The 24,670-nt window shown below is 62.2% G+C and carries 20 protein-coding genes, 3 tRNA genes and 1 riboswitch; of the genes, 17 read left to right on the top strand and 6 right to left on the bottom strand.

What is annotated here, in order from left to right:
• The first annotated feature begins 1 nt into the window (after position 1).
• The 5 genes from cobN to cobJ are packed head-to-tail and all read left to right on the top strand — an operon-like array spanning position 2 to position 6,539.
• Entirely contained in the window at positions 2 to 3,262 is a 3,261-nt protein-coding gene (gene cobN, locus WDB88_RS09125) for a cobaltochelatase subunit CobN (RefSeq protein ID WP_339107357.1), read from the top strand.
• On the top strand, positions 3,259 to 4,449 hold the full coding sequence (locus tag WDB88_RS09120) for a precorrin-3B synthase (RefSeq protein WP_339107356.1): 1,191 nt from the start codon (positions 3,259 to 3,261) through the stop codon (positions 4,447 to 4,449). Before cobN ends, WDB88_RS09120 begins: the two co-directional genes overlap by 4 nt.
• A complete protein-coding gene (locus tag WDB88_RS09115) occupies positions 4,449 to 5,078 on the top strand; it encodes a precorrin-8X methylmutase (RefSeq protein WP_339107355.1) in 630 nt (209 codons plus the stop codon). Before WDB88_RS09120 ends, WDB88_RS09115 begins: the two co-directional genes overlap by 1 nt.
• 1 nt (position 5,079) lies before the next feature.
• Positions 5,080 to 5,796, top strand: coding sequence for a precorrin-2 C(20)-methyltransferase (locus WDB88_RS09110; RefSeq protein WP_339107354.1), 717 nt, complete (start codon positions 5,080 to 5,082; stop codon positions 5,794 to 5,796).
• Entirely contained in the window at positions 5,793 to 6,539 is a 747-nt protein-coding gene (gene cobJ, locus WDB88_RS09105; protein ID WP_339107353.1) for a precorrin-3B C(17)-methyltransferase, read from the top strand. The genes WDB88_RS09110 and cobJ overlap by 4 nt, the downstream gene beginning before the upstream one ends.
• Here the strand turns inward: cobJ and WDB88_RS09100 are convergent.
• Entirely contained in the window at positions 6,521 to 7,300 is a 780-nt protein-coding gene (locus tag WDB88_RS09100; RefSeq protein WP_339107352.1) for a cobalt-precorrin-6A reductase, read from the bottom strand. The two genes, cobJ and WDB88_RS09100, sit on opposite strands and share 19 nt — an antisense overlap.
• On the opposite strand from WDB88_RS09100, the gene cbiE reads away from it, so the two are divergent.
• The 7 genes from cbiE (at position 7,299) to cobF (ending at position 13,580) form a co-directional block, all read left to right on the top strand.
• Positions 7,299 to 8,489 (top strand): precorrin-6y C5,15-methyltransferase (decarboxylating) subunit CbiE, encoded by a 1,191-nt coding sequence (cbiE, locus tag WDB88_RS09095; RefSeq protein WP_339107351.1) that lies wholly within the window; start codon positions 7,299 to 7,301, stop codon positions 8,487 to 8,489. The genes WDB88_RS09100 and cbiE overlap by 2 nt on opposite strands.
• Positions 8,486 to 8,863, top strand: coding sequence for a cobalamin biosynthesis protein (locus WDB88_RS09090; protein ID WP_339107350.1), 378 nt, complete (start codon positions 8,486 to 8,488; stop codon positions 8,861 to 8,863). The genes cbiE and WDB88_RS09090 overlap by 4 nt, the downstream gene beginning before the upstream one ends.
• Positions 8,860 to 9,645 carry a precorrin-4 C(11)-methyltransferase gene (gene cobM, locus WDB88_RS09085; protein ID WP_339107349.1) on the top strand — a complete coding sequence of 262 codons (786 nt, stop codon included), beginning with the start codon at positions 8,860 to 8,862 and terminating at the stop codon, positions 9,643 to 9,645. Before WDB88_RS09090 ends, cobM begins: the two co-directional genes overlap by 4 nt.
• Complete coding sequence (locus WDB88_RS09080) at positions 9,642 to 10,952, top strand: cobyrinate a,c-diamide synthase (protein ID WP_339107348.1); 1,311 nt, start codon at positions 9,642 to 9,644, stop codon at positions 10,950 to 10,952. Before cobM ends, WDB88_RS09080 begins: the two co-directional genes overlap by 4 nt.
• Complete coding sequence (cobA, locus tag WDB88_RS09075; RefSeq protein WP_339107347.1) at positions 10,949 to 11,683, top strand: uroporphyrinogen-III C-methyltransferase; 735 nt, start codon at positions 10,949 to 10,951, stop codon at positions 11,681 to 11,683. The genes WDB88_RS09080 and cobA overlap by 4 nt, the downstream gene beginning before the upstream one ends.
• Positions 11,684 to 11,758: 75 nt before the next feature.
• A riboswitch (cobalamin riboswitch) is annotated at positions 11,759 to 11,978 on the top strand.
• A 53-nt stretch (positions 11,979 to 12,031) separates the two neighbouring features.
• On the top strand, positions 12,032 to 12,697 hold the full coding sequence (locus tag WDB88_RS09070) for an energy-coupling factor ABC transporter permease (protein ID WP_339107346.1): 666 nt from the start codon (positions 12,032 to 12,034) through the stop codon (positions 12,695 to 12,697).
• A gap of 118 nt (positions 12,698 to 12,815) precedes the next feature.
• Complete coding sequence (gene cobF / locus WDB88_RS09065) at positions 12,816 to 13,580, top strand: precorrin-6A synthase (deacetylating) (RefSeq protein WP_339107345.1); 765 nt, start codon at positions 12,816 to 12,818, stop codon at positions 13,578 to 13,580.
• A gap of 1,319 nt (positions 13,581 to 14,899) precedes the next feature.
• Here the strand turns inward: cobF and WDB88_RS09060 are convergent.
• The 3 genes from WDB88_RS09060 to WDB88_RS09050 form a co-directional block, all read right to left on the bottom strand.
• Positions 14,900 to 14,974 (bottom strand) — tRNA-Asn (locus WDB88_RS09060).
• A 36-nt stretch (positions 14,975 to 15,010) separates the two neighbouring features.
• Positions 15,011 to 15,085 (bottom strand) — tRNA-Asn (locus tag WDB88_RS09055).
• A gap of 70 nt (positions 15,086 to 15,155) precedes the next feature.
• Positions 15,156 to 16,052 (bottom strand): MBL fold metallo-hydrolase, encoded by an 897-nt coding sequence (locus WDB88_RS09050; RefSeq protein WP_339107344.1) that lies wholly within the window; start codon positions 16,050 to 16,052, stop codon positions 15,156 to 15,158.
• A 41-nt stretch (positions 16,053 to 16,093) separates the two neighbouring features.
• Here WDB88_RS09050 and WDB88_RS09045 point away from each other — a divergent pair, with 41 nt between their 5' ends.
• Positions 16,094 to 17,437: an ATP-binding protein gene (locus tag WDB88_RS09045; RefSeq protein WP_339107343.1), complete on the top strand. Its 1,344-nt coding sequence runs from the start codon at positions 16,094 to 16,096 to the stop codon at positions 17,435 to 17,437.
• A 19-nt stretch (positions 17,438 to 17,456) separates the two neighbouring features.
• On the opposite strand, the gene WDB88_RS09040 is transcribed toward WDB88_RS09045, so the two are convergent.
• Complete coding sequence (locus tag WDB88_RS09040; protein ID WP_339107342.1) at positions 17,457 to 17,642, bottom strand: hypothetical protein; 186 nt, start codon at positions 17,640 to 17,642, stop codon at positions 17,457 to 17,459.
• Between the two features lie 270 nt (positions 17,643 to 17,912).
• On the opposite strand from WDB88_RS09040, the gene lon reads away from it, so the two are divergent.
• The 3 genes from lon to WDB88_RS09025 all read left to right on the top strand — a co-directional run bounded on the left by lon (position 17,913) and on the right by WDB88_RS09025 (position 20,941).
• Positions 17,913 to 20,330, top strand: coding sequence for an endopeptidase La (gene lon, locus WDB88_RS09035; protein ID WP_339107341.1), 2,418 nt, complete (start codon positions 17,913 to 17,915; stop codon positions 20,328 to 20,330).
• A 129-nt stretch (positions 20,331 to 20,459) separates the two neighbouring features.
• Positions 20,460 to 20,807, top strand: coding sequence for an HU family DNA-binding protein (locus WDB88_RS09030; RefSeq protein ID WP_339107340.1), 348 nt, complete (start codon positions 20,460 to 20,462; stop codon positions 20,805 to 20,807).
• A 59-nt stretch (positions 20,808 to 20,866) separates the two neighbouring features.
• Positions 20,867 to 20,941: transfer RNA gene (locus tag WDB88_RS09025), tRNA-Val, on the top strand.
• 173 nt (positions 20,942 to 21,114) lie between these two features.
• Here the strand turns inward: WDB88_RS09025 and WDB88_RS09020 are convergent.
• Positions 21,115 to 21,828 (bottom strand): peptidoglycan peptidase, encoded by a 714-nt coding sequence (locus WDB88_RS09020; protein WP_339107339.1) that lies wholly within the window; start codon positions 21,826 to 21,828, stop codon positions 21,115 to 21,117.
• A gap of 342 nt (positions 21,829 to 22,170) precedes the next feature.
• Here WDB88_RS09020 and WDB88_RS09015 point away from each other — a divergent pair, with 342 nt between their 5' ends.
• Positions 22,171 to 24,459 (top strand): calcium-binding protein, encoded by a 2,289-nt coding sequence (locus WDB88_RS09015; protein WP_339107338.1) that lies wholly within the window; start codon positions 22,171 to 22,173, stop codon positions 24,457 to 24,459.
• The last annotated feature ends 211 nt before the right edge of the window (positions 24,460 to 24,670 follow it).

Raw genomic sequence — 24,670 nt, 5'->3', positions numbered from 1 at the left:
CATGCATGTCGTCTTTCGCGAAACTCACGGGCTTGATCAATCCGATCAGCCGCAGGATCTGGCGCAGGCCCCTGCGGATCTGGTGGTGCTGTCCTTTTCCGATAGTGATCTGGGCGCGTTCGCGGCAGGCTGGAAACGTGCGAAGGGGGGCAGCCCGCTGCCCTCTTGCCGACTGGCCAATCTGGTCGCGCTGAAACATCCGCTTTCGGTCGATACCTATGTCGAACAGACCCTTTCGGGGGCAAAGGGCGTGCTTGTGCGGTTGATTGGTGGCGAAAGCTACTGGCCTTACGGGCTGGCCTGCCTGCAGGATCTGGCGCGGCGCAAGGGCATCGCACTTGCGGTCCTGCCTGCGGACGGGCGCGAGGATGCGCGCCTTGATACGCTTTCCACGCTGCCCGTCTCGACATTGCGGCGCTTGCAGGCGCTGTGCGATGCGGGCGGGGCGGTGGCCGCACAGGCCGCGCTGGCCCAGCTTGCTCTGGCTGCGGGGCTGTATGCGGGGCCGGTGGCGGGGCTGAAATCGGTGCCCGATTACGGGTTCTACCTGCCCGAAAAGGGCGTTATTGCGCCGCCCGAGGACACCGGGCCGGTGGCCTTTGTGACCTTCTACCGGTCCTATCTGACGGCGGCCGATACCGCCCCTGTCGATGCCTTGATCGAAGCGCTTCGGGCGCGGGGATTTGCAGCTTTCGGGGTCTTTGTGCCCTCCCTGAAAGCGGCGGGTGTGCCGGATTGGCTGCGCGGTGAGATTGCGCGGCTCAAACCGGTTGCAATCGTCAATGCCACTGCGTTTTCGGCGCAGGGTGCCGAAGGTGGCTCGCCCTTGGATCAGGCCGATGTGCCGGTGGTGCAGGTGGCGCTTTCCACCGCGCAGCGCCGCGATTGGGCCGCCTCCGAGCGCGGTCTCGCCCCTTCGGATCTGGCGATGCATGTTGTGCTGCCCGAGGTGGATGGCCGCCTGTTTGGTGGCGTGATCTCGTTCAAAAGCCCCGGCAAACGCGATCCGGATCTGCAATATTCCCGTTTCGCCCATCGCCCCGATCTGGGGCGGGTCGCGCAGGTTGCCGAACGGGTTCTGGCGCTGTATCGGCTCGGTCAGATGCCTGCCGCGCAAAAACGTCTGGCCTTCGTGCTTTCGACCTATCCGGGCAAGAGCTACCAGATTGCCCATGCGGTGGGGCTGGATGCCTTGGCCTCGGTGGAACATCTGGTGGCGACGCTTGCGGAAGAGGGATATCCCCTGACCAAAGTCAGCGATCTGGGCGCCGTCTTGCAGCATGCCGTGCTGCACTATTCGCTGGATGACTACCGGCTGGCGCTGGCCAACCTGCCCGACAGTCTGCGCGATGATCTGGCCGAGGCATGGGGTGCCCCCGAGGACGACCCCGCCTGCCGCAACGGGCAGTTCCAGTTTCCGGCGATCCGCTGTGGTAAGGCGGTCGTGGCTTTGCAGCCCGAACGCGCCGATCGTGCCTCGCGCGAGACGGATTATCACGATCTGTCACGCGTGCCACGTCATGCCTATGTGGCCTTCTATCTCTGGCTGCGTGGCCAGACCGATGCGGTCCTCCATATGGGCGCACATGGCACGGTTGAATGGCTTCCCGGGAAATCTGTTGCCTTATCAGAAGCTTGCTGGCCAGAGGCCCTGCTGGCCGCCTGTCCTGTCATCTATCCGTTTATCGTGAATGATCCGGGCGAGGCCGCACAGGCCAAGCGTCGCATCGGCGCTGTAACGATTGGCCATGTGCCGCCGCCCTTGGCGCAGACCGCGATGCCTGAAAGCCTGATGCGGCTGGAGGCGTTGATGGATGAATATTCCACCGCCGACGGGTTGGACCCCGCCCGCCGCGACCGCCTTATTGCCGATATCCGTGCCGAGGCACAGGGGCGCGGGGTAGAGGCCGATCTGGGGATCGCGGAGGCCGCCTCGGCCGCCGAGGCGATCACCCGTCTGGATGCGTTCGTCTGCGACATCAAGGAAAGCCAATATGCCGAAGGGCTGCATGTGTTTGGCACCGGTGCCTGCGGCACGGCGGAGACGCAAGGGGTGATCCGCGCGCTGGCGGGGCGTTTCGTGCCGCCCGGTCCTTCCGGCAGTCCGCATCGGGGGCGGGCGGATGTGCTGCCGACGGGGCGCAATCTCTTTACCACCGATCCGCGCGCAGTGCCGTCGCGGGCGGCCTATACCCAAGGGGTCAAGCTGGCCGAAGAGCTGATCCGCCGTCACCTGCAGGATCACGGGGATTGGCCACAGGGGCTGGTTGTCGATCTGTGGGGGTCGGCCACGATGCGCACCGCAGGCGAAGAATTTGCGATGGCGCTGCATCTTGCCGGTATCAAACCGGTTTGGGATAGCAATTCCGAACGGGTTTCGGGGTTCGAGCTGGTGCCGCTGGCCTTGCTTAACCGTCCGCGGATCGATGTGACCTTGCGGGTGTCAGGGTTGTTCCGTGACGTATTTCCGGGGCTGGCGCAGCTTTTCGAACTGGCGGCAGAGGCTTTGGCACAGCGCGAGGAAGCGGCAGAAGACAATCCCTATCTGGCCAGAACCCCGCGCGTTTTCGGCCCCAAACCCGGTCTTTACGGGTTGAATATGGGAGAGGCGCTTGAGGATTATTCTGATGAGGGGCGCGTGATGGCGGGGGAGGCATGGCTGAATGCTTCGTCCCATGCGATTGATGCCAAAGGAAATATCATGCCCGCCCGCGCGGCACTCGAGATGCGGCTGGCAGAGGCGGATACATTCGTGCATCTGCAGGATCTGCCCGAGACGGATCTTCTTGTGGCTTCGGATTATGCCGCGCATGAGGCGGGGTTTGCGGCGGCAATGGCGCGTCTGGGGCAGGCGGCCCCGAAATCCTACCATCTGGATGCCACCCGTCCCGATCAGCCCCGCGCCCGTGCCTTGACGGAAGAAATCGCCCGTGTGGTGCGGGCGCGCGCCGCCAATCCGGATTGGGCCGATAGCATGATGCAGCACGGCTTTCGTGGCGGGGCTGAAATTGCCGCGACACTGGATCATCTTGCCGCGTTCGCGCATCTGTCACGCGCTGTGCCGAGTCATCTGTTCGACCTCTATTTCGAGGCCACTCTGGGCCGCAGCGAGGTGGTCGATTTCCTTGAAAAGGACAATCCGCAGGCACTGGCGGCGATGTGGGATAGGTTTCGGGCCTTGTCTGATGCTAACCTCTGGGTTACGCGGCGCAATTCGATTCAGGATGCGCTGGCTCAAACCGCTTTGGGAGCAGATGAATGACACAGGCCACAGGGCAGCCGCAGGCCCCGCAAGGCAATGCAGCGCAGATCAGGGGATGGTGCCCCGGTGCCCACAGACCGATGCTGTCGGGCGACGGGCTGGTGGTGCGGGTCCGGCCTTGGTACGGGCGGCTGACGAAAGGGCAGGCAGGGGCGCTGGCGGGCCTGTCCGCGCAATTCGGCAACGGTCTCATCGACCTGTCCTCGCGCGGCAATCTGCAGCTGCGGGGGATCCAGCCCGAAGATCACGAGGCCGTGCTGAAGGCGCTGGCACCGTTAGGGCTGCTTGATCATTCGCTGGCTGCCGAGACGCGGCGCAATGTCATCACCCAGCCCTTCTGGCAGATGGGCGATCTGACCCAGCGGCTTGGCGATGCGCTGAGCGCGGCGCTGGCCGGTGAGGACGGCCCCGCGCTTCCGGCGAAATTCGGCTTTGCGGTGGATTGCGGCGAGGTGCCCCTGTTGCAGGACGCCTCTGCCGATATCCGGCTCGAACGCGGGCAGGCGGGGTTGATCTGCCGTGCGGACGGGGCCAGCGCCGGACGTCCCGTGACCGTGCAAACGGCTGTGGCGGCCTGTCTGGAGATGGCCGAATGGTTTCTGTCCAGCGGCGGCATGACCGAAGGGCGTGGCCGGATGCACCGGCATCTGGCGCAGGGGGCGGATCTGCCGCCTGCATGGCGCGAAAGCCCCAAACAGAAGGGGGCGGCGCCCCCCGCTCCGGAGCTTTTGCCACAGGGCGCGTTTTTTGGCGTGGCCTTCGGGCAGATCAGGGCCGAGGAACTGGCCGAGATTGCCAGCTATGGCAAGCTGCGTCTGACGCCGTGGCGCATGGTTCTTGTCGAGCAGGCCCGTGAATTTCCGCATATTGCCAGTGCTGTGACCAGGGCCGATGATCCGCGCCTGCGGATGTCTGCCTGCACGGGCGCACCTGCCTGCCCGCAAGGTCTCAGCCCGACGCGGCCTCTGGCACAGAAGATCGCCAGACAGGGCCTGCCGGCTGGCGGGCACCTGCATATCTCGGGCTGCACCAAGGGCTGTGCCCACCCGCAAGACTGCGACATGGTGGCGGTGGCGACCGCCAGCGGATGGGCCTTTGGCCGGAACTGCCGGAGTTCGGCGCTGGCTGCGGGGCATTTGAGTGAAACCGAATTGACCAAAGAAATCAGAGAAGGCGCGGGGGACTAATGCCGCATTTATACGAAACCGACGGGGCCAAAATCTACGCGGAGAGCTTTGCGACGATCCGTGCCGAGGCCGATCTGGCACGGTTTGACACGGATGAAGAACCGGTTGTGGTGCGGATGATCCATGCCGCGGGGCTGGTGGGGCTGGAACGCGATGTGATATTTTCGCCGGGCATGGCAAGCATTGCCCGCGCCGCCCTTCAGGCGGGGGCCCCGATCCTGTGTGATGCGCGGATGGTCTCGGAAGGCATCACCCGCGCGCGGTTGCCTGCGCAAAACGAGGTGATCTGCACCTTGCACAGCCCCGATATCGTCGAGCGTGCGAAGGCGATGGGCAATACGCGTTCGGCGGCGGCGCTGGAGCTGTGGCGCCCGCATCTGGCCGGTGCGGTGGTGGCCATCGGCAATGCGCCCACGGCCCTGTTCCATCTGCTCAATATGCTGGAAGACCCCGACTGCCCGCGTCCGGCGGCGATTATCGGCTGCCCTGTCGGCTTTGTGGGGGCGGCGGAATCCAAAGAGGCATTGATGCAGGATCTGCCCGTGCCCTCGGTCATCGTGCGCGGACGCTTGGGCGGCTCGGCGATTACCGTGGCGGCCGTCAACGCGCTGGCCAGCCGGAAGGAATAAGATGGGCAAGCTTGTCTGTGTGGGGCTTGGCCCCGGCGATCCCGATCTGATGTCGGTTCGGGCGCATCGTCTGGTGGGGGCGGCCCGTCATGTCGCCTATTTCCGCAAGAAGGGGCGGATGGGGCAGGCGCGCCGCATCGTCGAGGGCCTGTTGCCGGACGGGGTCACCGAATATCCGATGGATTATCCGGTGACGGTCGAGATCCCTTTTACCGACCCCGAATATAACCGCCTGCTTTCGGAATTTTACGACGATTGGGCCGAGCGCCTTGCCATGCTGTGTCAGGGGCAGGATGTGATCGTGCTCTGCGAGGGCGACCCCTTCTTCTACGGCTCGTTCATGCATCTTTATACCCGCCTCAAGGACCGTATTCCCGTTGAGGTCGTGCCCGGAATTACGGGGATGTCGGGCTGTTGGACGGCGACCGGCGCGCCGATCACATGGGGCGATGATGTGTTGACCGTTGCGATGGCGACCCTGCCCGAGGCCGATCTGGCGGCACGGATCGCGCAGACCGACGCGCTTGTGGTGATGAAGATCGGACGCAATCTGCCGAAGCTGACCCGCGCGTTGCAGAGCGCCGGTAAATTCGGGGATGCGTGGATCGTCACGCATGGCACGATGGACAACCAGACCGTGCGACGGCTTGACGAGGTCACCGGCGAGGTGCCCTATTTCTCGATTGTTGTGGTGCATGGGCAGGGACGCAGACCATGAGCGGCTGGTTGCAAGTGGCGGGGCTTGGCCCCGGTGACGAGGATCTGGTGACGCCGCAAGTGCAGGCCGCGCTGTCCGAGGCCACCGACATCATCGGCTATATTCCCTATGTCCGCCGCGTGCCCGACCGTGCGGGGCTCACCAAGCATGAAAGCGACAATCGGGTCGAGCTGGACCGCGCCCGCCATGCGCTGGAACTGGCCGCCAAGGGCGCGCGGGTGGTGATTGTCTCCTCCGGCGATCCGGGGGTGTTTGCAATGGCTTCGGCGCTGTTCGAGGCCCTTGAGGCGGGGCCGCAGGGCTGGCAGGATCTCGATATCCGTATCCTGCCGGGCATTACAGCGATGCTGGCGGCCAGTGCGCGGATCGGGGCACCGATGGGGCATGATTTCTGCGCCATCAACCTGTCGGATAACCTCAAACCGTGGCCGATCATCGAGAAGCGGCTGCGGCTTGCGGCACAGGCCGGATTTTCGATGGGCTTCTACAATCCGCGTTCGGCCTCGCGCCCGCACCAGTTCGGTCAGGCTTTGGCGATCCTGCGCGAAGAGTTGCCCGCAACGGTGCCGGTTTCCTTTGCGCGCAATGTCTCGCGCCCTGACGAACGGATTGTGACGGTGCCTCTGGGGCAGGCCCGTGAAGACATGGCCGATATGCGCACCGTCGTGATTCTGGGCACCGCCGAAACACGGCAGGTCGGGCGGTTCACCTATACGCCGCGCTCCTATCCCGAGGCATCCTGAACGCCATGATCTCCCGCGGCCCCTGCACCGGTGCTTTCAAGCCAGCCCAGAACGTCATCGGCGTGATGGAAGATCCGGCGCCCTGCAAGTGTGGGGCGTTCGATCATGATCACCGGAATCTGCAACTGGCGGGCCGCCTCGATTTTGGCTTCCGCCCCGCGTCCTCCGGCGTTTTTGGCCACCACAAGCGTGATGCGATGCTTGGACATCAGAGCCAGATCCTGTGCTGTCTCGAACGGTCCGCGTGCCAGCACGACCTGCGCATCGGGCAGCGGCAGCGGATCGGTGGGCGGATCGACAAGACGCAGCAGGTAATGATGCTGGGGCGCCCCAGCGAAAGCCGCAAGGTTCTGCCGTCCGATCGCCAGAAAAATGCGGCCGGGCATGGCGGGCAGCGCGGCGGCGGCGGCTTCCATATCGGGCACGGATCGCCAGCGGTCGCGCGGTCCCGCCTGCCAGGGCAGCCGCTCGAAGCTGCACAGTTGCACAGATTCTGCCGCACAGGCATGCAGGGCGTGGCGGCTCATCTGCGCGGCAAAAGGATGGGTCGCGTCGATGACATGGGTGATGGTCTCGTGCCGCAGATAGTGGCGCAGCCCTTCGATACCGCCAAATCCGCCCACCCGAAGCGGCAGCGGCTGCGCCACCGGCGCGCGGGTGCGACCGGCATAGGAATATACCGCGCTCTGGCCCGAAACAGCCAGAAGGCGCGCCATTTCAGCGGCTTCGGTGGTGCCACCCAGAAGAAGGATACGGGACATGGGTAAGCCTTGGCTGCACATAATCGGTTTGGGCGAGGATGGACCAGCGGGACTGTCGGATGCAAGCCGCGAAATTCTGGCACGCGCGGCGGTCATTTTCGGCGGGCCGCGCCATCTGGAGTTGGTGGGGGCGGGGGCGCGCGGGCGCGCGTGGCCGATCCCCTTCGATCTGGCCCCCGTTCTGGCGCTGCGCGAGGGACGGCCCGCAGATCTGGAGGTGGTGGTTCTGGCGTCGGGCGATCCGTTCTGGCACGGGGCGGGCGGATCTCTGGTGCGCCATCTGTCGCCGCAGGACTGGATCTGCCATCCGGCGGTCTCGTCGGTGTCATGGGCTGCGGCGCGGCTGGGCTGGCGGCTGGAAGAGGTGACAAGCTTCGGTCTGCATGCCGCCCCGCTGGCCCGCATGCGGGCGGATTTGCAGCAGGGCGCGAAGCTGGTCGTGACGTTGCGCGGCGGTGCACAGGTGCCCGACCTCGGGGCCTATCTGACGGGCTTGGGCTTCGGGGCGTCGGAGCTGACGGTCTTCGAGGCTCTGGGGGGGCCGAGAGAGCGCCGTCACCGGATGCGCGCCGATCAGGTGGCAGGTCATTTCGGCGCACCGGTTCTGGTGGCGATTGCCGTTGCGGGCGGGCAGGGCCTGCCGCGTGGCTTCGGCCTGCCCGATGATCTTTTCACCCATCACGGCCAGATCACCAAACGCCCCGTTCGGGCGCTGACGCTTTCGGCGCTGGCCCCGCGTATGGGCGAAAGGCTCTGGGATCTGGGGGCGGGATGCGGCTCTATCTCGGTGGAATGGGCTTTGGCAGGCGGGCAGGCCAGCGCGCTGGAGCCGCGCCCGGACAGGCTGGCGCAGATCGGACAGAACGCCGCGCAATTCGGTGTCGAGCACCGTATCGATATCCATGAAGGGCAGTGGCCCCAGACCCTGCCATCTGCCGCCCCCGATGCCGTTTTTATCGGCGGCGGGCTGTCGCGCGAAGGATTCGAAGCGCTTTGGGCGCGGATACCCGCAGGCACACGTCTGGTGGGCAATGCGGTGACGCTGGAAAGCGAGGCGCTGTATCTGGCGCTTCAGGCCGAATGTGGCGGGCATCTGCTGCGGGTCGAACTGGCCGAAGAGGCCCCGCTGGGGCGCATGCGTGGCTGGAACAGGGCACGACCGATCCTGCAATGGAGTGCCATCAGATGACGCGGGTGCTGGGAGTGGGGCTGCAATCGCGTGCCGAAAGCGCGGCCCTCGCGGCGCTTCTTGATGCCGCCCGCGAAGCTGCGCCCGATATGCTGGCGATCCTTGCGGATAAGGCCGATCATCCCGCGCTTCAGGCCGTGCAAGCCGCTGGTTTGCCGGTCTGCCTGATTGCGCGCAGCCGTTTGAACGGGGTTGCGACCCCCACATATTCGGCCCGCGTGGCCGAGAGGTTCGGCACCGGCTCGGTGGCCGAGGCACTGGCGCTTGTGGCGGCAGGGCCGGAGGCGCGGATCGTGCAGCCAAGGGCCATCTCGCCCTGCGGCACAATGACGACCGCCCTTGCCGACAGCCTGAAGGGAGAGAAGAAGGAATGACCGTTTATTTCATCGGCGCGGGCCCGGGGGCCGCCGACCTGATTACCTTGCGCGGGCGCGATCTGATTGCCGCCTGTCCGGTCTGCCTCTATGCCGGATCGCTGGTGCCCGAGGCGCTGCTTGCGCATTGCCCGAGCGGCGCGCGGATCATCAATACCGCTCCGCTTTCACTGGACGAGATCATCGCCGAACTCCGTAAGGCGCATCAGGCCGGGCAGGATGTGGCGCGGCTTCATTCGGGGGACCTGTCGATCTGGTCGGCGATGGGCGAACAGCTGCGCCGTCTGCGTGCCGAGGCCATCCCCTACGAGATCTGCCCCGGTGTGCCCAGCTTTGCGGCGGCGGCGGCGGCACTTGAAACCGAACTGACCCTGCCCGGTGTCGCGCAATCGCTGGTGCTGACGCGCACCTCGGGCCGCGCCTCGCCCATGCCGGAAAACGAGACGCTGGAAACCTTTGCACGCAGCGGCGCGACCTTGGCGATCCATCTGTCGGTGCATGTGCTTGACGAGGTCGTCGCGCGGCTGACCCCGTTTTACGGGGCGGATTGTCCGGTGGCCGTGGTCTGGCGCGCAAGCTGGCCCGACCAGCAGATCCTGCGCTCGCATCTGGGTGAGGTGATCGCCGCCAGCGACGGGCTACGCGGGCGCACGGCACTTATTCTGGTGGGGCGGAGCCTTGCGCAGGAAGGCTTTGCCGAGAGCTGCCTTTACGCGGGCGATTACGACCGCCGCTACCGCCCCGTGGGCACCGCGCCGCGCTTTCCGGAGGGGCAGGAATGATCCCCGACGGGCTGATCGTCTCGGCCACCGGATCGGGCACTGGCAAAACCACGCTGACATTGGGCTTGCTCCGCGCCTTCCGGCGGGCGGGCGTGGTGGTCCGCCCGTTCAAGGCGGGGCCGGATTACATCGATCCGGGCTTTCATCATGCGGCCTCGGGCATGGCCTCGGCCAATCTTGACAGCTGGGCGATGCCGGCGGGGCTGATGGGGCAGATCATCGCCACTGCGCAGGGGGCCGATCTGGTGATCGCGGAAGGCGCGATGGGGTTGTTTGACGGGGTCGCCGCGATCGGGGCTACGGCGCGCGGGACGGCGGCGGATCTGTCGGCGCTGACAGGCTGGCCCGTGGTGCTGGTGATCGATGCATCCGGTCAGGCACAATCGGTCGGCGCGGTGGCCTTGGGCTTTGCACGGCTGCGCGCCGATGTGCGGGTGGCGGGCGTGGTTGTCAACCGCGTGGCCAGCCCGCGTCACGAGGCGATGGTGCGCGAGGGTCTGGCCGCAGCGGCTGTGCCCTGTCTGGGCTGCCTTCCACGGGTCAGGGGGCTTGAAATGCCCTCGCGCCATCTGGGGCTGGTTCAGGCCAGCGAGCGCCCCGAGCTTGAGACACAGATTGACGCGATGGCTGATCTGGTGACCGCCCATCTGGATCTGGCGCAGATCCGTGAACTGGCCGCACCGACGCAATGTCCCGCAGGGGCCGGACGCCCCGTTCCCCCGCCCGGACAACGCATCGCACTTGCGCAGGATCAGGCATTTTCCTTTCTCTATCCGCATCTTGTAACAGGATGGCGCGCCGCAGGGGCCGAGATCATGCCCTTCTCGCCGCTGGCGGATGAGGCCCCCGACCCAAGCGCCGATTGCGTCTGGCTGCCCGGTGGTTATCCCGAATTGCATGCAGGGCGTCTGGCTGCGAACGGGCGTTTTCTGGCGGGTCTGACGGCTTTGGCCGGAACCCGCCCCGTGCATGGCGAATGCGGCGGCTATATGGTGTTGGGGCAAGGGCTTGTCGATAAGGACGGGCACCGCCACCAGATGGCAGGATTGCTGGGGCTCGAGACATCCTATGCGGCGCGCAAGATGCATCTGGGCTACCGGCTGGCCACCTTGGCCGCGCCCATCCCCGGTCTGGCGGCAGGCCAGAGACTGCGCGGGCACGAGTTCCATTTCTCGACCATCCTCGCGCAACCCGATCTGCCTTTGGCCGAGGTGGTGGATGCGGCGGGTGCATCGGTGGTGGAAACCGGCTCGCGCAGGGGCTATGTCAGCGGGACATTCTTTCACCTGATTTCGGAGGTCGCATGAGCGGTTTCGTCAGTTTCGTCTCGTCGGGTCCGGGGGATCCGGAGCTTTTGACCCTGCGCGCCGCCGACCGTATCCGGCAGGCCGACGCCATCCTGTTCGATGATCTCTCTGCCGGACCGATCCTTGATCTTGCACGCCCCGATTGTGACCTGATCGGCGTTGGCAAGCGGGCAGGGCGCCCCTCGCCGAAACAGGACCATGTCAGCCGCCTTCTGGTCGACCATGCCCGCAGCGGCGGCAAGGTGGTGCGGCTGAAATCCGGCGATTGCGGTATTTTCGGGCGGCTGGAAGAAGAACTGGCCGCCTGCCGTGCGGCGGGGATCGCCTTCGAGATCGTTCCCGGGGTGACGGCGGCCTCTTCGGCGGCGGCGGCGGCGCAAATCCCGCTGACACGGCGGTTGACGGCGCGGCGGCTGCAATTTGTCACCGGCCATGATGTCACGGGGGCGCTGCCCGACGAGATGAATATGGCCGCGCTGGCCGATCCGCAGGCCGTTACGGCGGTCTATATGGCACGCCGGACCTTTGTTGCGCTGTCCGAGCGGCTGGCCGAGGCGGGGCTGGATCTGGACACTCCGGCGCTGATGGCCGAATCGATTTCCCATCCCGACGAGGTGATCTGGCGCGGCACGATGCGCGCGCTGGCGGCCAAGATAACGGCGGAACTATCCGCCGGAGCCGTGTCGCAAAAACCGGCATTGATCTTTTACGGGGCGCTTGCCCCCGCCTGAGACGCGAATCCGAGACAGCTACAGAGAAAAACTTCCGCTCGGGGCTTAGGTCTTATTGACCTGAGCCCTTTGCTTATTCAAAACCAGAGAGACGGTTTCCGGCAGCCAAGAGGTGTTGCCGGATGAAAAGGGAATCCGGTGCGGTGTAGCCATCAGGCGCCAAATCCGGAACTGCCCCCGCAACTGTAAGCGGCGAGTCCGCGCCTGACAGCCACTCCGGTCCGAAATCGGGGGAAGGCGGCGCGATGGCGATGAACCGCAAGTCAGGAGACCTGCCGTGCGTCGGGGCGCAAGCCCTGTCTGTTCCATCAATCACGCCGTCGGGGTCGACGGCAGGGAGATACCGCTATGCATATCGAACCGGGCGTCGTTACGGGCGCCAAACTGTTTCTGAGCTATGCCACCGCCGCAGGCGCGGCCACCTATGTCACCCGCGAGGCGATCAAAACCCTCCATCTTGGCGATCTGCCGGTCACGCTTGCACGCGCCGTTGCGGCCACCGCTGCCGTTTTCGTGTTTTTCGAAGTCTTTCCGCATCACGCGGTCGGCGTGTCCGAAGTCCACCTGATTCTGGGCTCGACGCTGTTTTTGACTTTGGGCCTTGTGCCGGCGGCCATCGGTCTGGCAATGGGGCTGCTGCTGCAGGGGCTGTTCTTTGCCCCCTTCGATCTGCCGCAATATTTCATGAACGTCACCACGCTGCTGGTCCCGCTTTTTGCGCTTTCGGCACTGGCCAAACGTCTCATCGCGCCTCACACGGCCTATGCCGATATCACCTATCGTCAGGCACTGGCACTTTCGACCGCCTATCAGGGGGGCGTTGTCGCCTGGGTCGCGTTCTGGGTCCTTTATGGCGAGGGCGTCTCGGCGGCGTCTTTGGCAAATGTGGCGACCTTCGGTATTGCCTATATGTCGGTGATCCTGCTGGAGCCGCTGATCGATCTGGCCGTTCTGGCCGGTGCCAAGGCGATCGGGCGCAACCGTTTCGTGCTTTCGCGGGTCTATACCGCCTGAGGCCGCGCGACGGTTTCGCAGAAGAAACGGGGCGAAGAACTGGTGAGCCCCGTTCCAACCTGTTAAAGACAAGGCGCGTTCCGCAAGGGGCGCGCTTTTCATCTTTCGGGGGAGTAGGATGTTCCATCTGTCGCTGATCGGGATCGGGGCCGGTAATCCTGACCATCTGACCTTGCAGGCCATTGACGCGATCAGGGCCTGCGATGTGATCCTGATCCCGCTCAAGGGCCCCGGGAAAGACGATCTGGCCGAAGCGCGCCGCGCGATCTGCGCCAGGGTCACCGGCACGCAGGGGCCACAGCTGCGCGAATTCCGGTTGCCGGTGCGCGACCCCGCCCAACCCGATTATCGTCGCAGGGTCGATGACTGGCATGACGACATTGCCCGCATCTGGGAGCGCGAATTGCACGCGGCCTTGCCAAAAGGCGGGCGCGCGGGGTTTCTGGTCTGGGGCGATCCGTCGCTTTACGACAGCACCCTGCGCATTGCCGAAAGGGTGGCGCGCGCTACCCCGCTCGAGCTGAGCGTTGTGCCCGGGATCACCGCGATACAGGCGATGACTGCGGGCCACGCGATCCCGCTGAACGAAATCGGCGCGGCCGTGGCCATCACCACCGGGCGCAAGCTGCGCCAGGAGGGCTGGCCCGAAAGCATCGGGACAGTTGTCGTGATGCTGGATCAGGGCGGAGCCTTCGAGGCTCTCGATCCGGAAGGTATCGAGATCTGGTGGTCCGCCTATGCCGGTATGAAAGAAGAAATCCGCCTGAGCGGCCCGCTCTCGCGCATGGCACCGCAGATCATGAAGACCCGCGCCGAGGCCCGCAGAACCCACGGCTGGATCATGGATATCTATCTGATGCGCAAAACACGGCACAGCGCCTGAGGCAGAAAGGCGGGAAACTATCGCCCCCGGGCGATAGGCGCATGGTCCCTGCCTGGCATGGGCCACGCTCGAACCGCGCTCGACACCGCATATCTGAAGGACGCATAGCGGAAGGATCAGGAAAAGGTCGATACCGCGGACCGACTGGCCCAACGGTACGAACCCTGAGAACCTGCACTGGTAAAACACGCCACTGTGCTTGGCCGCGTCATCGAAAGGGCATCCACTTCAGGAACGAGCGGAGCCGATCCCGAAGCCAAGCAACCGGATTTTCGAACAGTATCCGGATTAAAAGGAAACTCGTTACGCTTTCAGCCTACTTTCGTAAGCTAGGCCGTTTTATAAATTGATCTGCCGAACGCACAATCCGCATTTGCGCGCAGGCGATATGCGGAGATATCATAAGACAATTACACGTAGTTGTGCTAAGGGGATAAATAGACCCAATATACTGATCAAAACATATTGGATTTCTTTTTCCAACCATAACAGGACCGATCCTCCGCCTTCTGCTAGTGCAGGTCTCGCCATCCTTTGCGCTCTGACCGCCGAGGGCGAACATCCGCTTTGAGCCCGTCCGGCTTCCGAGTTCCTCGACGGCGGTTTGTGCGCTTCCCCGAATTGCCCCAATCCCCCTTAAGAAGCCCCCCGTAAAATTCGCCCTCGCAAAGACCGTACACTACTGGTGGCCTGTCAGTACAAGGTGATGTCTGTCGGTGACAGTTTCACGGGCGGGTGTACGACGGATGGCAGCGGGGTGTCCGCTCCCGTCGAAAGCACATCGTCTCCTATGTCATGTCGAAGTGCCTGACGGGCGTTATCGCAACTGCTGATGCGATTGTCGGCAGTAACGGGTATGATGACGGTGCTGCTTACGAAACCTACTGACCTGACGTGAGTGTGCAGGGTAGGCATTCGGCAGCTTCGCCTTGGTGCCTATGTGGACGCGTTCCACCACGACTGATCCTGTCGTTATGATATTCTGCGAAGTCTATGACACTGTTGACACTCTCGAAGTCATCACGGCCTGTGACGCTGCGGGCGTGATCAGTGTCGCAGGTCCAGAGTTCACGTCGACGGTCGGCGTATTGCAGCGAATTACCATCAGCTTCTCGCGGACCTCGGATCCTCTTTTCTTCGCACGAGTTTCGGGCGCCATCCAGATTGTGAGAGTCCAGTTTTACGATAGTGAGACACCACGCATTGCTATTGCCAATAGCGGACGAAAGGGACGCATGCGTGGGCACAGAGGGCGAATTAATAAAAAGAGAGTGAAGAAATCTTTCTAACACTCTTTTTTATGTACATTCTTGGAAGAATGGCTCCGGCGGTAGGGATCGAACCTACGACCAATTGATTAACAGTCAACTGCTCTACCGCTGAGCTACGCCGGAACACGGTATTTCATCTTGACCCAGATGACGGGATGTTGGCTCCGGCGGTAGGGATCGAACCTACGACCAATTGATTAACAGTCAACTGCTCTACCTCTGAGCTACGCCGGAACATGTGGCGCTGTATAGCGACGGGTTTTCGGGCATGCAAGAGGCTAAATGACGTTTTTTTGGCAGAAATTCATCTTCGTTGAAAAATTGCCTGATCGGTGATGGGACCTGCCACCGAAAGCTCATCTTTTTCCATCATGTCAATGAGATGGGCCAGACAATTCCGGGTTGCGGCTTGCAGGATGCGAGGGGGCAGATCGCCATAGATCTGCCGCGCGAGCGTTGTGGCGCAGACGGGGGCTGCGTGTGTGGCCTCGGTAATCTGGGCATGGCGAGCAAGGCGATGGGCGCGCAACTGGCCGATCCGTTTGCGCGGGGCAAGGATTGGTGCGCCATGTCCGGCCAGAAGCTGGTGCGGGGCAAGTGACTCGAGCCGGTCGAGCGCGGCGAAATAGGACGCCAGATCGCCATCGGGGGGAGAGATCACCGTCGAGGTCCAGCCCATGACGACATCACCGCTAAACACCGTCGTGCCGAATTCGAAACTCAGATGGTTGCTGAAATGACCCGGTGTGTGATGGGCGGTAATTCTTGCCCCGCCCACAGTGATCTGCGCCCCGTCTGCCAGATTGTGGTCGGGCAGGAAGTCATGATCGATACCTTCGCCCCCTCCAAGCTGGCCTTCCTCGGCCAATCGCTGCATCAAAGCGCTTCGACCCGCTTGGGGCGCCCCGAATCCATAGGTGGCCGCGCCCGTTTTCGCGGCAAGCGCCCTAGCACCGGCGCTATGATCAAGATGGGCATGGGTCACCAGAATATGGGTGATCCGCTCATCCGGACCCAGCGCCGCCAGAATCGCCGCAAGATGGGCCTCATCCAGCGGCCCCGGATCGATCACCGCCACATCGCCTTGCCCCAGCAGATAGCTGTTGGTGCCGTTCTGTGTCATCGGCGAGGGATTGGGGGCCAGCACGTGGCGGATGCCATAGGCTCCCGTGGTGCCATTATTTTCGTCGGAACACGGCATCTTGGCTTTCCCTTTCTGCGGCTGCTCGCTACGGTTTTGACATGAAATTCCAGTGGCTGAAACAAATGATGCCGCGCGGGCTCTATGGTCGCGGCGCGCTGATCCTCCTGCTGCCGATCGTTACGATCCAGCTTGTGGTATCTATTGTCTTTATCCAGCGCCATTTCGAGCGTGTGACCGAGCAGATGACCGGCTCGATGCTGCTGGAAATCGACCTGCTGATTGATGCCGTGGATGAGGCCCCCGATCTGTCCGCCGCGCGGGCCGAGGTGGAGCGCCTCGGGACACCTTTACAGATGACCACCGATCTGCCCGCGATTCTCGACGAGACACGCGGCGACCATCGCAAGTTCTATGACCTGACCGGATTGGTGGTGATGGACGTTCTGCACCAGCTTGTCCGTCCGGTGCGGGCCATCGATCTGACGGACGGGGATCGGGTGGTGCTGTGGGTTTCAACCGACAAAGGCTTGATGAAGATAGACTTTTCCCGTCAGAGGGCCTCTGCGTCGAACCCGCATCAGCTTCTTGTGCTGATGCTTGTGGTCGGGCTGCTGATGACGGTCGTGGCGTTCTTGTTCCTGCGCAACCAGCTCAAGCCGATCCGGCATCTGGCGTTGATGGCCGAAGCCTTCGGGCGTGGTCAGTCTGTGCCCTACAAGATTTCGGGGGCGACGGAGGTGCGCTCGGCGGGGGCGGCCTTTCTGGATATGCGCAACCGGATCGAGCGGCATATCGAACAGCGCACGATGATGCTGTCGGCCATCAGCCATGACCTGCGCACCCCCCTGACGCGGTTGCGTCTTGGCCTGTCGATGCTGCCGCGCGACCCCGAAGATGCCAAGGATATCGAGGATATGGAGATGGATGTGGCCGAGATGGGCCGTCTAATCGACGCTTTCCTCGAATTCTCGCGCAATCAGGCACAGGCCGCCGCGCCAGATGACACCGATATCGGCCAGCTTGTCCGCGAGGCGGTGCACTATGCCCAACGCAGCGGGCGCCCCGTGATTCTGGGTGATTGTCCGGAGGCGGGAGAGGTCATTGCGAAACTGCGCGGCGACGATATCCGGCGCGCGCTCGACAATCTGATCGGCAATGCGCTGCGCTATGGCGGGCAGGCCGAGATTGGTGTGACTTTGGGAGAAAAGACCATCAAGATCGCGGTCGAGGATCCGGGGCCGGGCATCGCGCCCGAGCGCCGCGAAGAGGCCCTGCGCCCGTTCACGCGCCTTGATCCGGCGCGCAATCAGGATTTGGGGCAGGGCGTGGGCCTCGGGCTGTCAATCGCATCCGATATCGTGCGCGCCCACGGTGGCAATCTCAATTTGCGCGAAAGCCCGTCGCTTGGCGGTTTGATGGCCGAGATCGTGCTGCCCCGTTAAGGGGCGGCACCTGCTGCGCTCAATGGGCCGACCAGATCGCCAGCGCCACCAGCAGATAGCTTGCCAGACCCAACCCCGCACTGGGTAGGACCCACCATCCCGAAGGCAGGGTGACCGTTGCGGCATGCGCCATGCATCCCTTGATCGAAGAGACGCGGAGGAATTGCCGAAGAGCGGCTTGTGCTGGACGTTGCTGGGTATTCATGGCGCTTATCCTTTAGGTTATTCTCACCTATCCACGAATTAAGATTACCGAATGCAATTCACCTACGCAACAATATTTCACGAAAATTCTGAAAAATATATTCGCACTCTTGCGATCCATATATCGCTTTCCGCCCGTGCTTGACGTAACATTTGCGTAACGCAGAGGTGGTTGAACAGGCACGAGACGCCGCCTATCTATTGCTGGACTAGGGAAGAGACGGGGTTGCCGAAACGGGGCCGGTTCTCTTTCGCCATATAAGGAATGACCATGACCGAAATCTCCTCGCAAACCCATCCGGTTCTGCCGCTGCGCGATATCGTTGTGTTCCCGCACATGATCGTGCCGCTGTTCGTGGGCCGCGAAAAATCGGTACGTGCGCTGGAAGAGGTGATGGCCGAGGATCGTCAGATTCTTCTGGCCAGCCAGATAGATCCCAGCGTGGATGAGCCCGATACCGATGGTATCTTCCGGACCGGCGTTCTTGCCAATGTGCTGCAACTGCTGAAATTGCCCGATGGCACCGTTAAAGTGCTGGTCGAGGGCAAGACGCGCGTGCGCATCACCGAATTTGTCGATAATGAGGATTTCTTCGAGGTCCGCGCCGAGCTTCTGGAAGAGGTGCGCGGCGACGAGGAAACCATCTCGGCGCTTCTGGGGTCGGTCGCCGAAGAATTCGAGCGTTACGCCAAGATCAAGAAAAATATCCCCGAAGAGGCGCTGACCGCCGTCTCCGACACGCGCGAGCCGGCAGAGCTGGCCGATCTTGTCTCGGGTCATCTGGGGCTGGAAGTCGGGCGCAAGCAGGAACTGCTGGAAACGCTGGACATCTCCGAGCGTCTGGAAAAGGTATATGGCCTGATGCAGGGCGAGGTTTCGGTTCTGCAGGTCGAGAAAAAGATCAAGACCCGCGTCAAGAACCAGATGGAGAAGACGCAGCGCGAATACTATCTAAATGAGCAGATGAAGGCCATTCAGAAGGAATTGGGCGATGGCGAGGACGGTCAGAACGAGATCGCCGAGCTGGAAGAGAAGATCGCCAATACCAAACTGTCGAAAGAGGCGCGCGAAAAAGCCGATGCCGAGGTCAAGAAGCTCAAGAATATGAGCCCGATGTCGGCAGAGGCGACCGTCGTGCGCAACTATCTCGACTGGATGCTGTCGATTCCGTGGGGCACCAAATCGCGCGTAAAGAAAGATCTGGGCCGCGCCGAAGAGATCCTTGATACCGATCACTACGGTCTGGAAAAGGTCAAAGAGCGGATCGTCGAATATCTCGCCGTGCAGGCGCGTTCGGCCAAGCTGAAAGGCCCGATCATGTGCCTTGTCGGCCCTCCGGGCGTGGGGAAAACCTCGCTGGGCCGGTCGGTCGCCAAAGCCACGGGGCGCGAGTTCATCCGCATCTCGCTGGGGGGCGTGCGCGACGAATCCGAGATTCGTGGCCACCGCCGGACTTATATCGGCTCGATGCCGGGCAAGATCATTCAGGCGCTGAAGAAAGCCAAGACCACGAACCCGCTGATCCTCTTGGACGAGATCGACAAGATGGGGCAGGACTTCCGTGGTGATCCGGCGTCGGCTATGCTGGAAGTGCTTGATCCGGAACAGAATTCGACCTTTGTCGACCATTACCTTGAGGTCGAATATGACCTGTCGGATGTGATGTTCCTGACCACGGCCAATAGCTATAATATGCCGGGCCCGCTTCTGGACCGGATGGAGATCATTTCGCTCTCGGGCTACACCGAGGACGAGAAGCTCGAAATCTCCAAGCATCACCTCGTGCCGAAACAGGTGAAGGCGCATGGTCTGAAGAAGTCCGAATTCGAGATCGAGGATGAGGCGATCACCGATATCGTGCGCTATTACACGCGCGAGGCCGGTGTGCGGAACCTTGAACGCGAAGTGGCCAAAGTGGCGCGGAAAGCCGTGACCGAGATCATCAAGTCCAAGGGCGAGATCAAGCATATCGACGTGGATAGCGCGAAGCTTGGCGACTATCTGGGCGTGAAGAAATTCCGCTATGGTCTGGCCGAGAAGGAAGATCAGGTGGGCGTGGTGACCGGCCTTGCGTGGACGCAAGTGGGCGGTGATCTTCTGCATATCGAAGCGCTTCGACTGCCCGGTAAGGGCCGGATGAAGACCACCGGTAAGCTGGGCGATGTGATGAAGGAATCGATTGATGCGGCTTCCAGCTATGTCCGCTCGATCGCGCCGGAAATCGGGATCAAGCCGCCGCGTTTCGAAAAGTGGGACATCCACGTGCACGTGCCGGATGGGGCAACCCCGAAGGACGGGCCTTCGGCTGGCCTTGCCATGGTGACCTCGATTGTGTCGGTGTTGACGCAGATTCCGATCCGCAAGGATATCGCGATGACGGGCGAGGTCTCCTTGCGCGGGAATGCGATGCCGATTGGTGGCTTGAAAGAAAAGCTGCTGGCCGCGCTGCGCGGGGGCATCAAGACGGTGTTCATCCCCGAGGAGAACGAGAAGGATCTGGCCGATATTCCGGAGAATGTGAAGGAAGGCCTGAAGATCATTCCCGTGACCCATGTACGCGAGGTCTTGGAACAGGCGCTGGTGCGCAAACCCGAGCCGGTCGAATGGGATGAAGAGGCCGAAGAGGCCGCCGCAGCGGCCAAAGCGGCGGCAGCGGCCCAATCGGGGCAGGGCGCTGTGACCCATTAAGGGGCATGGTCTTTATTTGGAACGGGCGTGGGGAAACCTGCGCCCGTTCTCTTTTGTGGGGCCTTTCCGATTCGACCATAGAGCCGCTAGTCTGAGGGCGCACCATCTCGCAAGAAAGGTTGTTGGAGCATGTCGTCTGATACTCCCGAGCCGGGCGCTGGCCTTGAAGCCATGCCGGTCGATACCGAGGCCGCTACCCCACCGCAGGCCCAGATTGCCTTGCGCAAGAAAGATCTGATCGAACGGGTCGTGGCGCGGAGCGGGTTGAAAAAACCGCAGGTGAAAGCGGCGATGGATGCGCTGCTGGAAGAGCTGGGGGAGGCTCTGTCGCAGGACGTGCCGCTGATCTTGCCGCCGCTTGGGAAACTGCGCGTCGCGCGGCGCGACACCAAGGGGCAGGGCGAGGTTATGGTCTTGAAATTGCGACGCAGTTCTGCCGCGCAGGGGCCGGAAACGGCTGATGAGGAAGAAGTTTAAAAAACTTCATATAGCCTCTTGCACCTGCGCGCGCGGGAGGCTAAACACCGCCTCATGGAGGGCGATTAGCTCAGTGGTAGAGCGCATCGTTCACATCGATGATGTCGGGGGTTCAAATCCCTCATCGCCCACCATCTTCCTCTATATGGCAACCTGCTTTCTGGGCGTCTTTCTTTATGACCGGCCTCAGGGCAAGGACGCGATAAGAGTGGCGATTCTTGCCGCTTGGAGCGTGAAAAGCAGCCCCCGTTCCACGCAGACCCGCGTAGCGGTCAATATGCTGGGTCAGGGGGCGTGACATGCTCCCTTAATTGGGGAAGATGCGGGTGACGGCGGCAGAATTGCGTATGCCGTCCGTTGTGATCACAGCCCCATCCGCAATCGCGTCCCAACAGGCAGCTTTGGTGGTGATGCCGCTTTCAGGCTGGCAGGCCGGATTTGCGCGCCAGTCCTGCAGCAGCAGGGCTTTGACCGCATCGCTTCGGGCCGCGATTTTCCGCAACGGCACAAGCGGACCAAGGTCAACGCCCGCCGCAAGCGCCGCGCGATAGGGCAGTTCGGCATTATAATATCGCCCATTGCCCAACTGCATCCACGGGTCAAAAGGCGCTTCATAGGCCTTACGCAGCACGAATTTCGCAATCGGCCCCTGTTCCATCTGCTTGCCCGTGCGGTTGGGATCGAGCGCCTCGATCCGGTAGACGGCATAATCCCCCTCGTCCAACCCATCGAGAAACTGCTCGACCATAACTTCGGTCACGCCCTCCACCTCATCGGCATAGACTACGCGCGGGCTGCCGCTGGAGGCCCGCATAATGCCGACCGAAGCCCATTCCGCACCCTGTGCCTGCCGCAACGTGTCGTCGAAGGCATTGAGCCCATTACGGAAAACAAGATCCCCCGGATGCCAGTCCCAAGCGGTTTCGGCCATAATCGCCGCCCAGTCCGTTTCTTGCGCAGCAAGCGCAGAGGCGAAAGTCATCGGTAATAGAATGGCAAAAAGCGGAAAAAACCGGTTCATAAATTCTGCTCCAAATGCATTTGGGCAGATCATCGTCCTTGTCCGGTAAAGGATCAACCCCTTCCTCAGGACGATAGGTATCCGCCTCCATCCATGCACGCGCGGCAGAGCCGCCCGAAGGCTGCGCCCCACCCCCGAAGAGACCTGTCACATAGCCGTTGTTTTCGCCAGACAGGCAGAAAAACGCGTAAAATCCGTCCATCATTACGCAAAGTCATGACAGTTTTGAATCATTTGTGATCCATCTTTCCTAGCGCGATTATGGCATCATTAACCCATAATCCGATAAGGTGCCCGCGAGCGAAGACTTTCTAAACCTCCTCTCTTAAAAGGACGCAAGGAATGGTCTTATACATAAAATCCGGTACCTCATCGGAAGACATTCAGAAAATCGTCTCGGGCGCAGAACCTGGGACGGTGATCGAACTTGAGGCGGGGGAATATACCTTCACCTCGACCGTCAAGATCGAGACGGATAATGTCGTTTTGCGTGGCGCGTCGGATGGTCAGACGGTGATCACCCTTGATGCTTCCATGAAGGGCGACCCCGCATTTCAGGTTGGCGACGATCTGTTCAAAGAAGATCTCGGGCCCGATATCGGTGTGACCTCGGGGGTGAAAGGAAGCCAGAGCCTGACACTTGCCTCGACCGACGGGGTTCAGGTCGGGGATGTGCTCTGGATCGAGACCCCGAACACCGCGGCGCTTTTCGCAGAAATCGGCGATACGCAGTGGCAGAAGGACAAGCCGCTGCAGACGCAGATGGTGGTGGTCACCTCGGTTGACGGCAAGACCGTCGGGTTCGATTCCCCCCTGCAATTCGATTTCGGCAAGGCCGCCACCGCGCAGGTTGTGGACACCGTCGATAATGTCACGATCTCGAACCTGACACTGAAGGGCGATTACGGCACCTCCGATCCGACCGATTTCACCAATACGATTTCGGCGGAAGATGACGGGATGATGATCCTCGTCAACACCTCGCGCGGGTTCACTCTCGAGGATGTGTCGATGATCGAACCGGGGTCGAACGGGCTGGTCGTGGCAAAATCGATCGATGCCGATATCGACGGGCTGTCGGTCTCGGGCGCGCATAACAAAGGCGATTCCGGCAATGGCTACGGGCTGTGGATCCGCGATGTCTATGACAGCTCGTTTACCGACCTGACGATTGTTGATACGCGCCACGCGGTCCTGTTTGCGTCTTACACCTCGGCCTCGGGCAATGAGGTACAGGTCAGCTATACCAATCGCGATATCAACTTTCATGGCGGGCTGGATCAGGACAATACCATCAGCGTTGACAATTCCATCCGTGACACGCTGGCCGAACAGAAGGCGCTCGGTTTGACGCTTTTTGTCAACGAAGAGGGGGCAAGCTATGGCCCGCCGACCGAGCGCGAAGCCAATACCGTGCTTTTCACCACGGTCGAGGGCAGCGTGCGCGCCGAAGAGATCACCCTGTCGGACAAGGGCGGGCATGTGCAGATGTATGGCAGCGCCGATACCGTCACCGGCGGGGCTGGAAATGACTATATCGACATGGGGACGGGGACCGATGTGATCGTGCTTTCGGCGGGCGAGGATACGCTTCAGGGCGGATCGGGCACGGACACGCTTGTGGTCAATGGCGGCTTGGCCGATCTCAAACTGGTGCAGGAGACGGAGGGGCTGTGGCTGTACCATGCGGGCGGGCGCTCGCTGCTGGAAAAGGTCGAGGTGCTGCAAACCACCGATGGCACCTATTCGCTGTCCGATGATCTGGACTATCTGCTGAAGGCAGGGGGGTATAGCGCGACGCAGATCCCAAGCGATGCGGATGTCAGCGCCAAAGATCCCGCGCCGCAGCAGGAGGTTGTGCAGGACACGGTGCAGGCGGACGCGGTCATCGCTGACGATACCGCCCCGACGGCGCTGGTCGCCGCGCCAGAAGAGATCCCAGCAGCCCCCGCCACCGCCGAAACCAGCACCGAGACAGGCACCGAGACCGGCACCAAGACCGATGTCACGCAAGCCGATGCCGATGTTCTGGGCACGGCCTCAAAGGATTCGATCTCTCTGAGCGGAGGCGACAGTATCTGTTTCTCGCTTGCGGGCAATGACACGGTCAAGGCCTCGGATGCGGGGGCCTATATCGATCTCGGGGCCGGTGCCGACAAGGGCAACGGTGCCTCGGGCGATGACACCATTCTGGGCGGCGATGGCAATGATGTGCTGCGCGGCAACAAGGGTGTGGATGTCCTTTGGGGCGGTGAGGGCAATGACACGCTGTACGGAAATAATGATGACGACCTCCTCTATGGCGGGGCCGGAAATGACAAGCTGAACGCCGGAAGCGGTTCGGCCACCCTGGAAGGCGGCACGGGGGCGGACAAGTTCATCCTGACCGATGGCGACAACCTGATCCTCGATTTTTCCTTCGAGGAAGGCGATAGCGCCTATCTCAACGGTCACAAAGCCGACGAGATTTTCAAGGCGGCGCTGCTTTGGTCCAAAGACGGGGTGGCCTCCGACATCTTCTCCTTCTCTGTCGAAGACGATGGCAGCCTGACCGTTGCCACACCGGATGCCTCGATCGAATTCAGGGGGATTACGATGGATGTCGTCTCGGAGTGGTATGACCACGGGTGAGGCGCCACGCAAAGGGGCGGACACGCCCCTTTTCCCCACCGGCCCGTGAGCATCCGGTGACTGTCTGGTGGACAGCACTCGGCGAATAATCGCTTGGGTTGAAATACCCCCGTGCAGCACTACCTTAGCCACGGCAAAACTCGCATTCTGTTAAAAATTAATCACGCACAGAGATTCTTATTGGAAATCATCGTGCTAATATTGACGCGAC

Origin of the sequence: Thioclava sp. GXIMD4216, from assembly GCF_037949285.1 — a bacterium.
GTDB classification, from domain to species: Bacteria; Pseudomonadota; Alphaproteobacteria; order Rhodobacterales; family Rhodobacteraceae; genus Thioclava; species Thioclava litoralis.
This window is presented reverse-complemented; position numbering and strand designations above follow the sequence as displayed.

Bases quoted from the DNA above. Each gene is read 5' to 3' on its own strand.
- cobN (WP_339107357.1), top strand. From the start codon at position 2: ATGCATGTCGTCTTTCGCGAAACTCACGGGCTTGATCAATCCGATCAG.
- WDB88_RS09120 (WP_339107356.1), top strand. From the start codon at position 3,259: ATGACACAGGCCACAGGGCAGCCGCAGGCCCCGCAAGGCAATGCAGCG.
- WDB88_RS09115 (WP_339107355.1), top strand. From the start codon at position 4,449: ATGCCGCATTTATACGAAACCGACGGGGCCAAAATCTACGCGGAGAGC.
- WDB88_RS09110 (WP_339107354.1), top strand. From the start codon at position 5,080: ATGGGCAAGCTTGTCTGTGTGGGGCTTGGCCCCGGCGATCCCGATCTG.
- cobJ (WP_339107353.1), top strand. From the start codon at position 5,793: ATGAGCGGCTGGTTGCAAGTGGCGGGGCTTGGCCCCGGTGACGAGGAT.
- cbiE (WP_339107351.1), top strand. From the start codon at position 7,299: ATGGGTAAGCCTTGGCTGCACATAATCGGTTTGGGCGAGGATGGACCA.
- WDB88_RS09100 (WP_339107352.1), bottom strand. From the start codon at position 7,300: ATGTCCCGTATCCTTCTTCTGGGTGGCACCACCGAAGCCGCTGAAATG.
- WDB88_RS09090 (WP_339107350.1), top strand. From the start codon at position 8,486: ATGACGCGGGTGCTGGGAGTGGGGCTGCAATCGCGTGCCGAAAGCGCG.
- cobM (WP_339107349.1), top strand. From the start codon at position 8,860: ATGACCGTTTATTTCATCGGCGCGGGCCCGGGGGCCGCCGACCTGATT.
- WDB88_RS09080 (WP_339107348.1), top strand. From the start codon at position 9,642: ATGATCCCCGACGGGCTGATCGTCTCGGCCACCGGATCGGGCACTGGC.
- cobA (WP_339107347.1), top strand. From the start codon at position 10,949: ATGAGCGGTTTCGTCAGTTTCGTCTCGTCGGGTCCGGGGGATCCGGAG.
- WDB88_RS09070 (WP_339107346.1), top strand. From the start codon at position 12,032: ATGCATATCGAACCGGGCGTCGTTACGGGCGCCAAACTGTTTCTGAGC.
- cobF (WP_339107345.1), top strand. From the start codon at position 12,816: ATGTTCCATCTGTCGCTGATCGGGATCGGGGCCGGTAATCCTGACCAT.
- WDB88_RS09050 (WP_339107344.1), bottom strand. From the start codon at position 16,052: ATGCCGTGTTCCGACGAAAATAATGGCACCACGGGAGCCTATGGCATC.
- WDB88_RS09045 (WP_339107343.1), top strand. From the start codon at position 16,094: ATGAAATTCCAGTGGCTGAAACAAATGATGCCGCGCGGGCTCTATGGT.
- WDB88_RS09040 (WP_339107342.1), bottom strand. From the start codon at position 17,642: ATGAATACCCAGCAACGTCCAGCACAAGCCGCTCTTCGGCAATTCCTC.
- lon (WP_339107341.1), top strand. From the start codon at position 17,913: ATGACCGAAATCTCCTCGCAAACCCATCCGGTTCTGCCGCTGCGCGAT.
- WDB88_RS09030 (WP_339107340.1), top strand. From the start codon at position 20,460: ATGTCGTCTGATACTCCCGAGCCGGGCGCTGGCCTTGAAGCCATGCCG.
- WDB88_RS09020 (WP_339107339.1), bottom strand. From the start codon at position 21,828: ATGAACCGGTTTTTTCCGCTTTTTGCCATTCTATTACCGATGACTTTC.
- WDB88_RS09015 (WP_339107338.1), top strand. From the start codon at position 22,171: ATGGTCTTATACATAAAATCCGGTACCTCATCGGAAGACATTCAGAAA.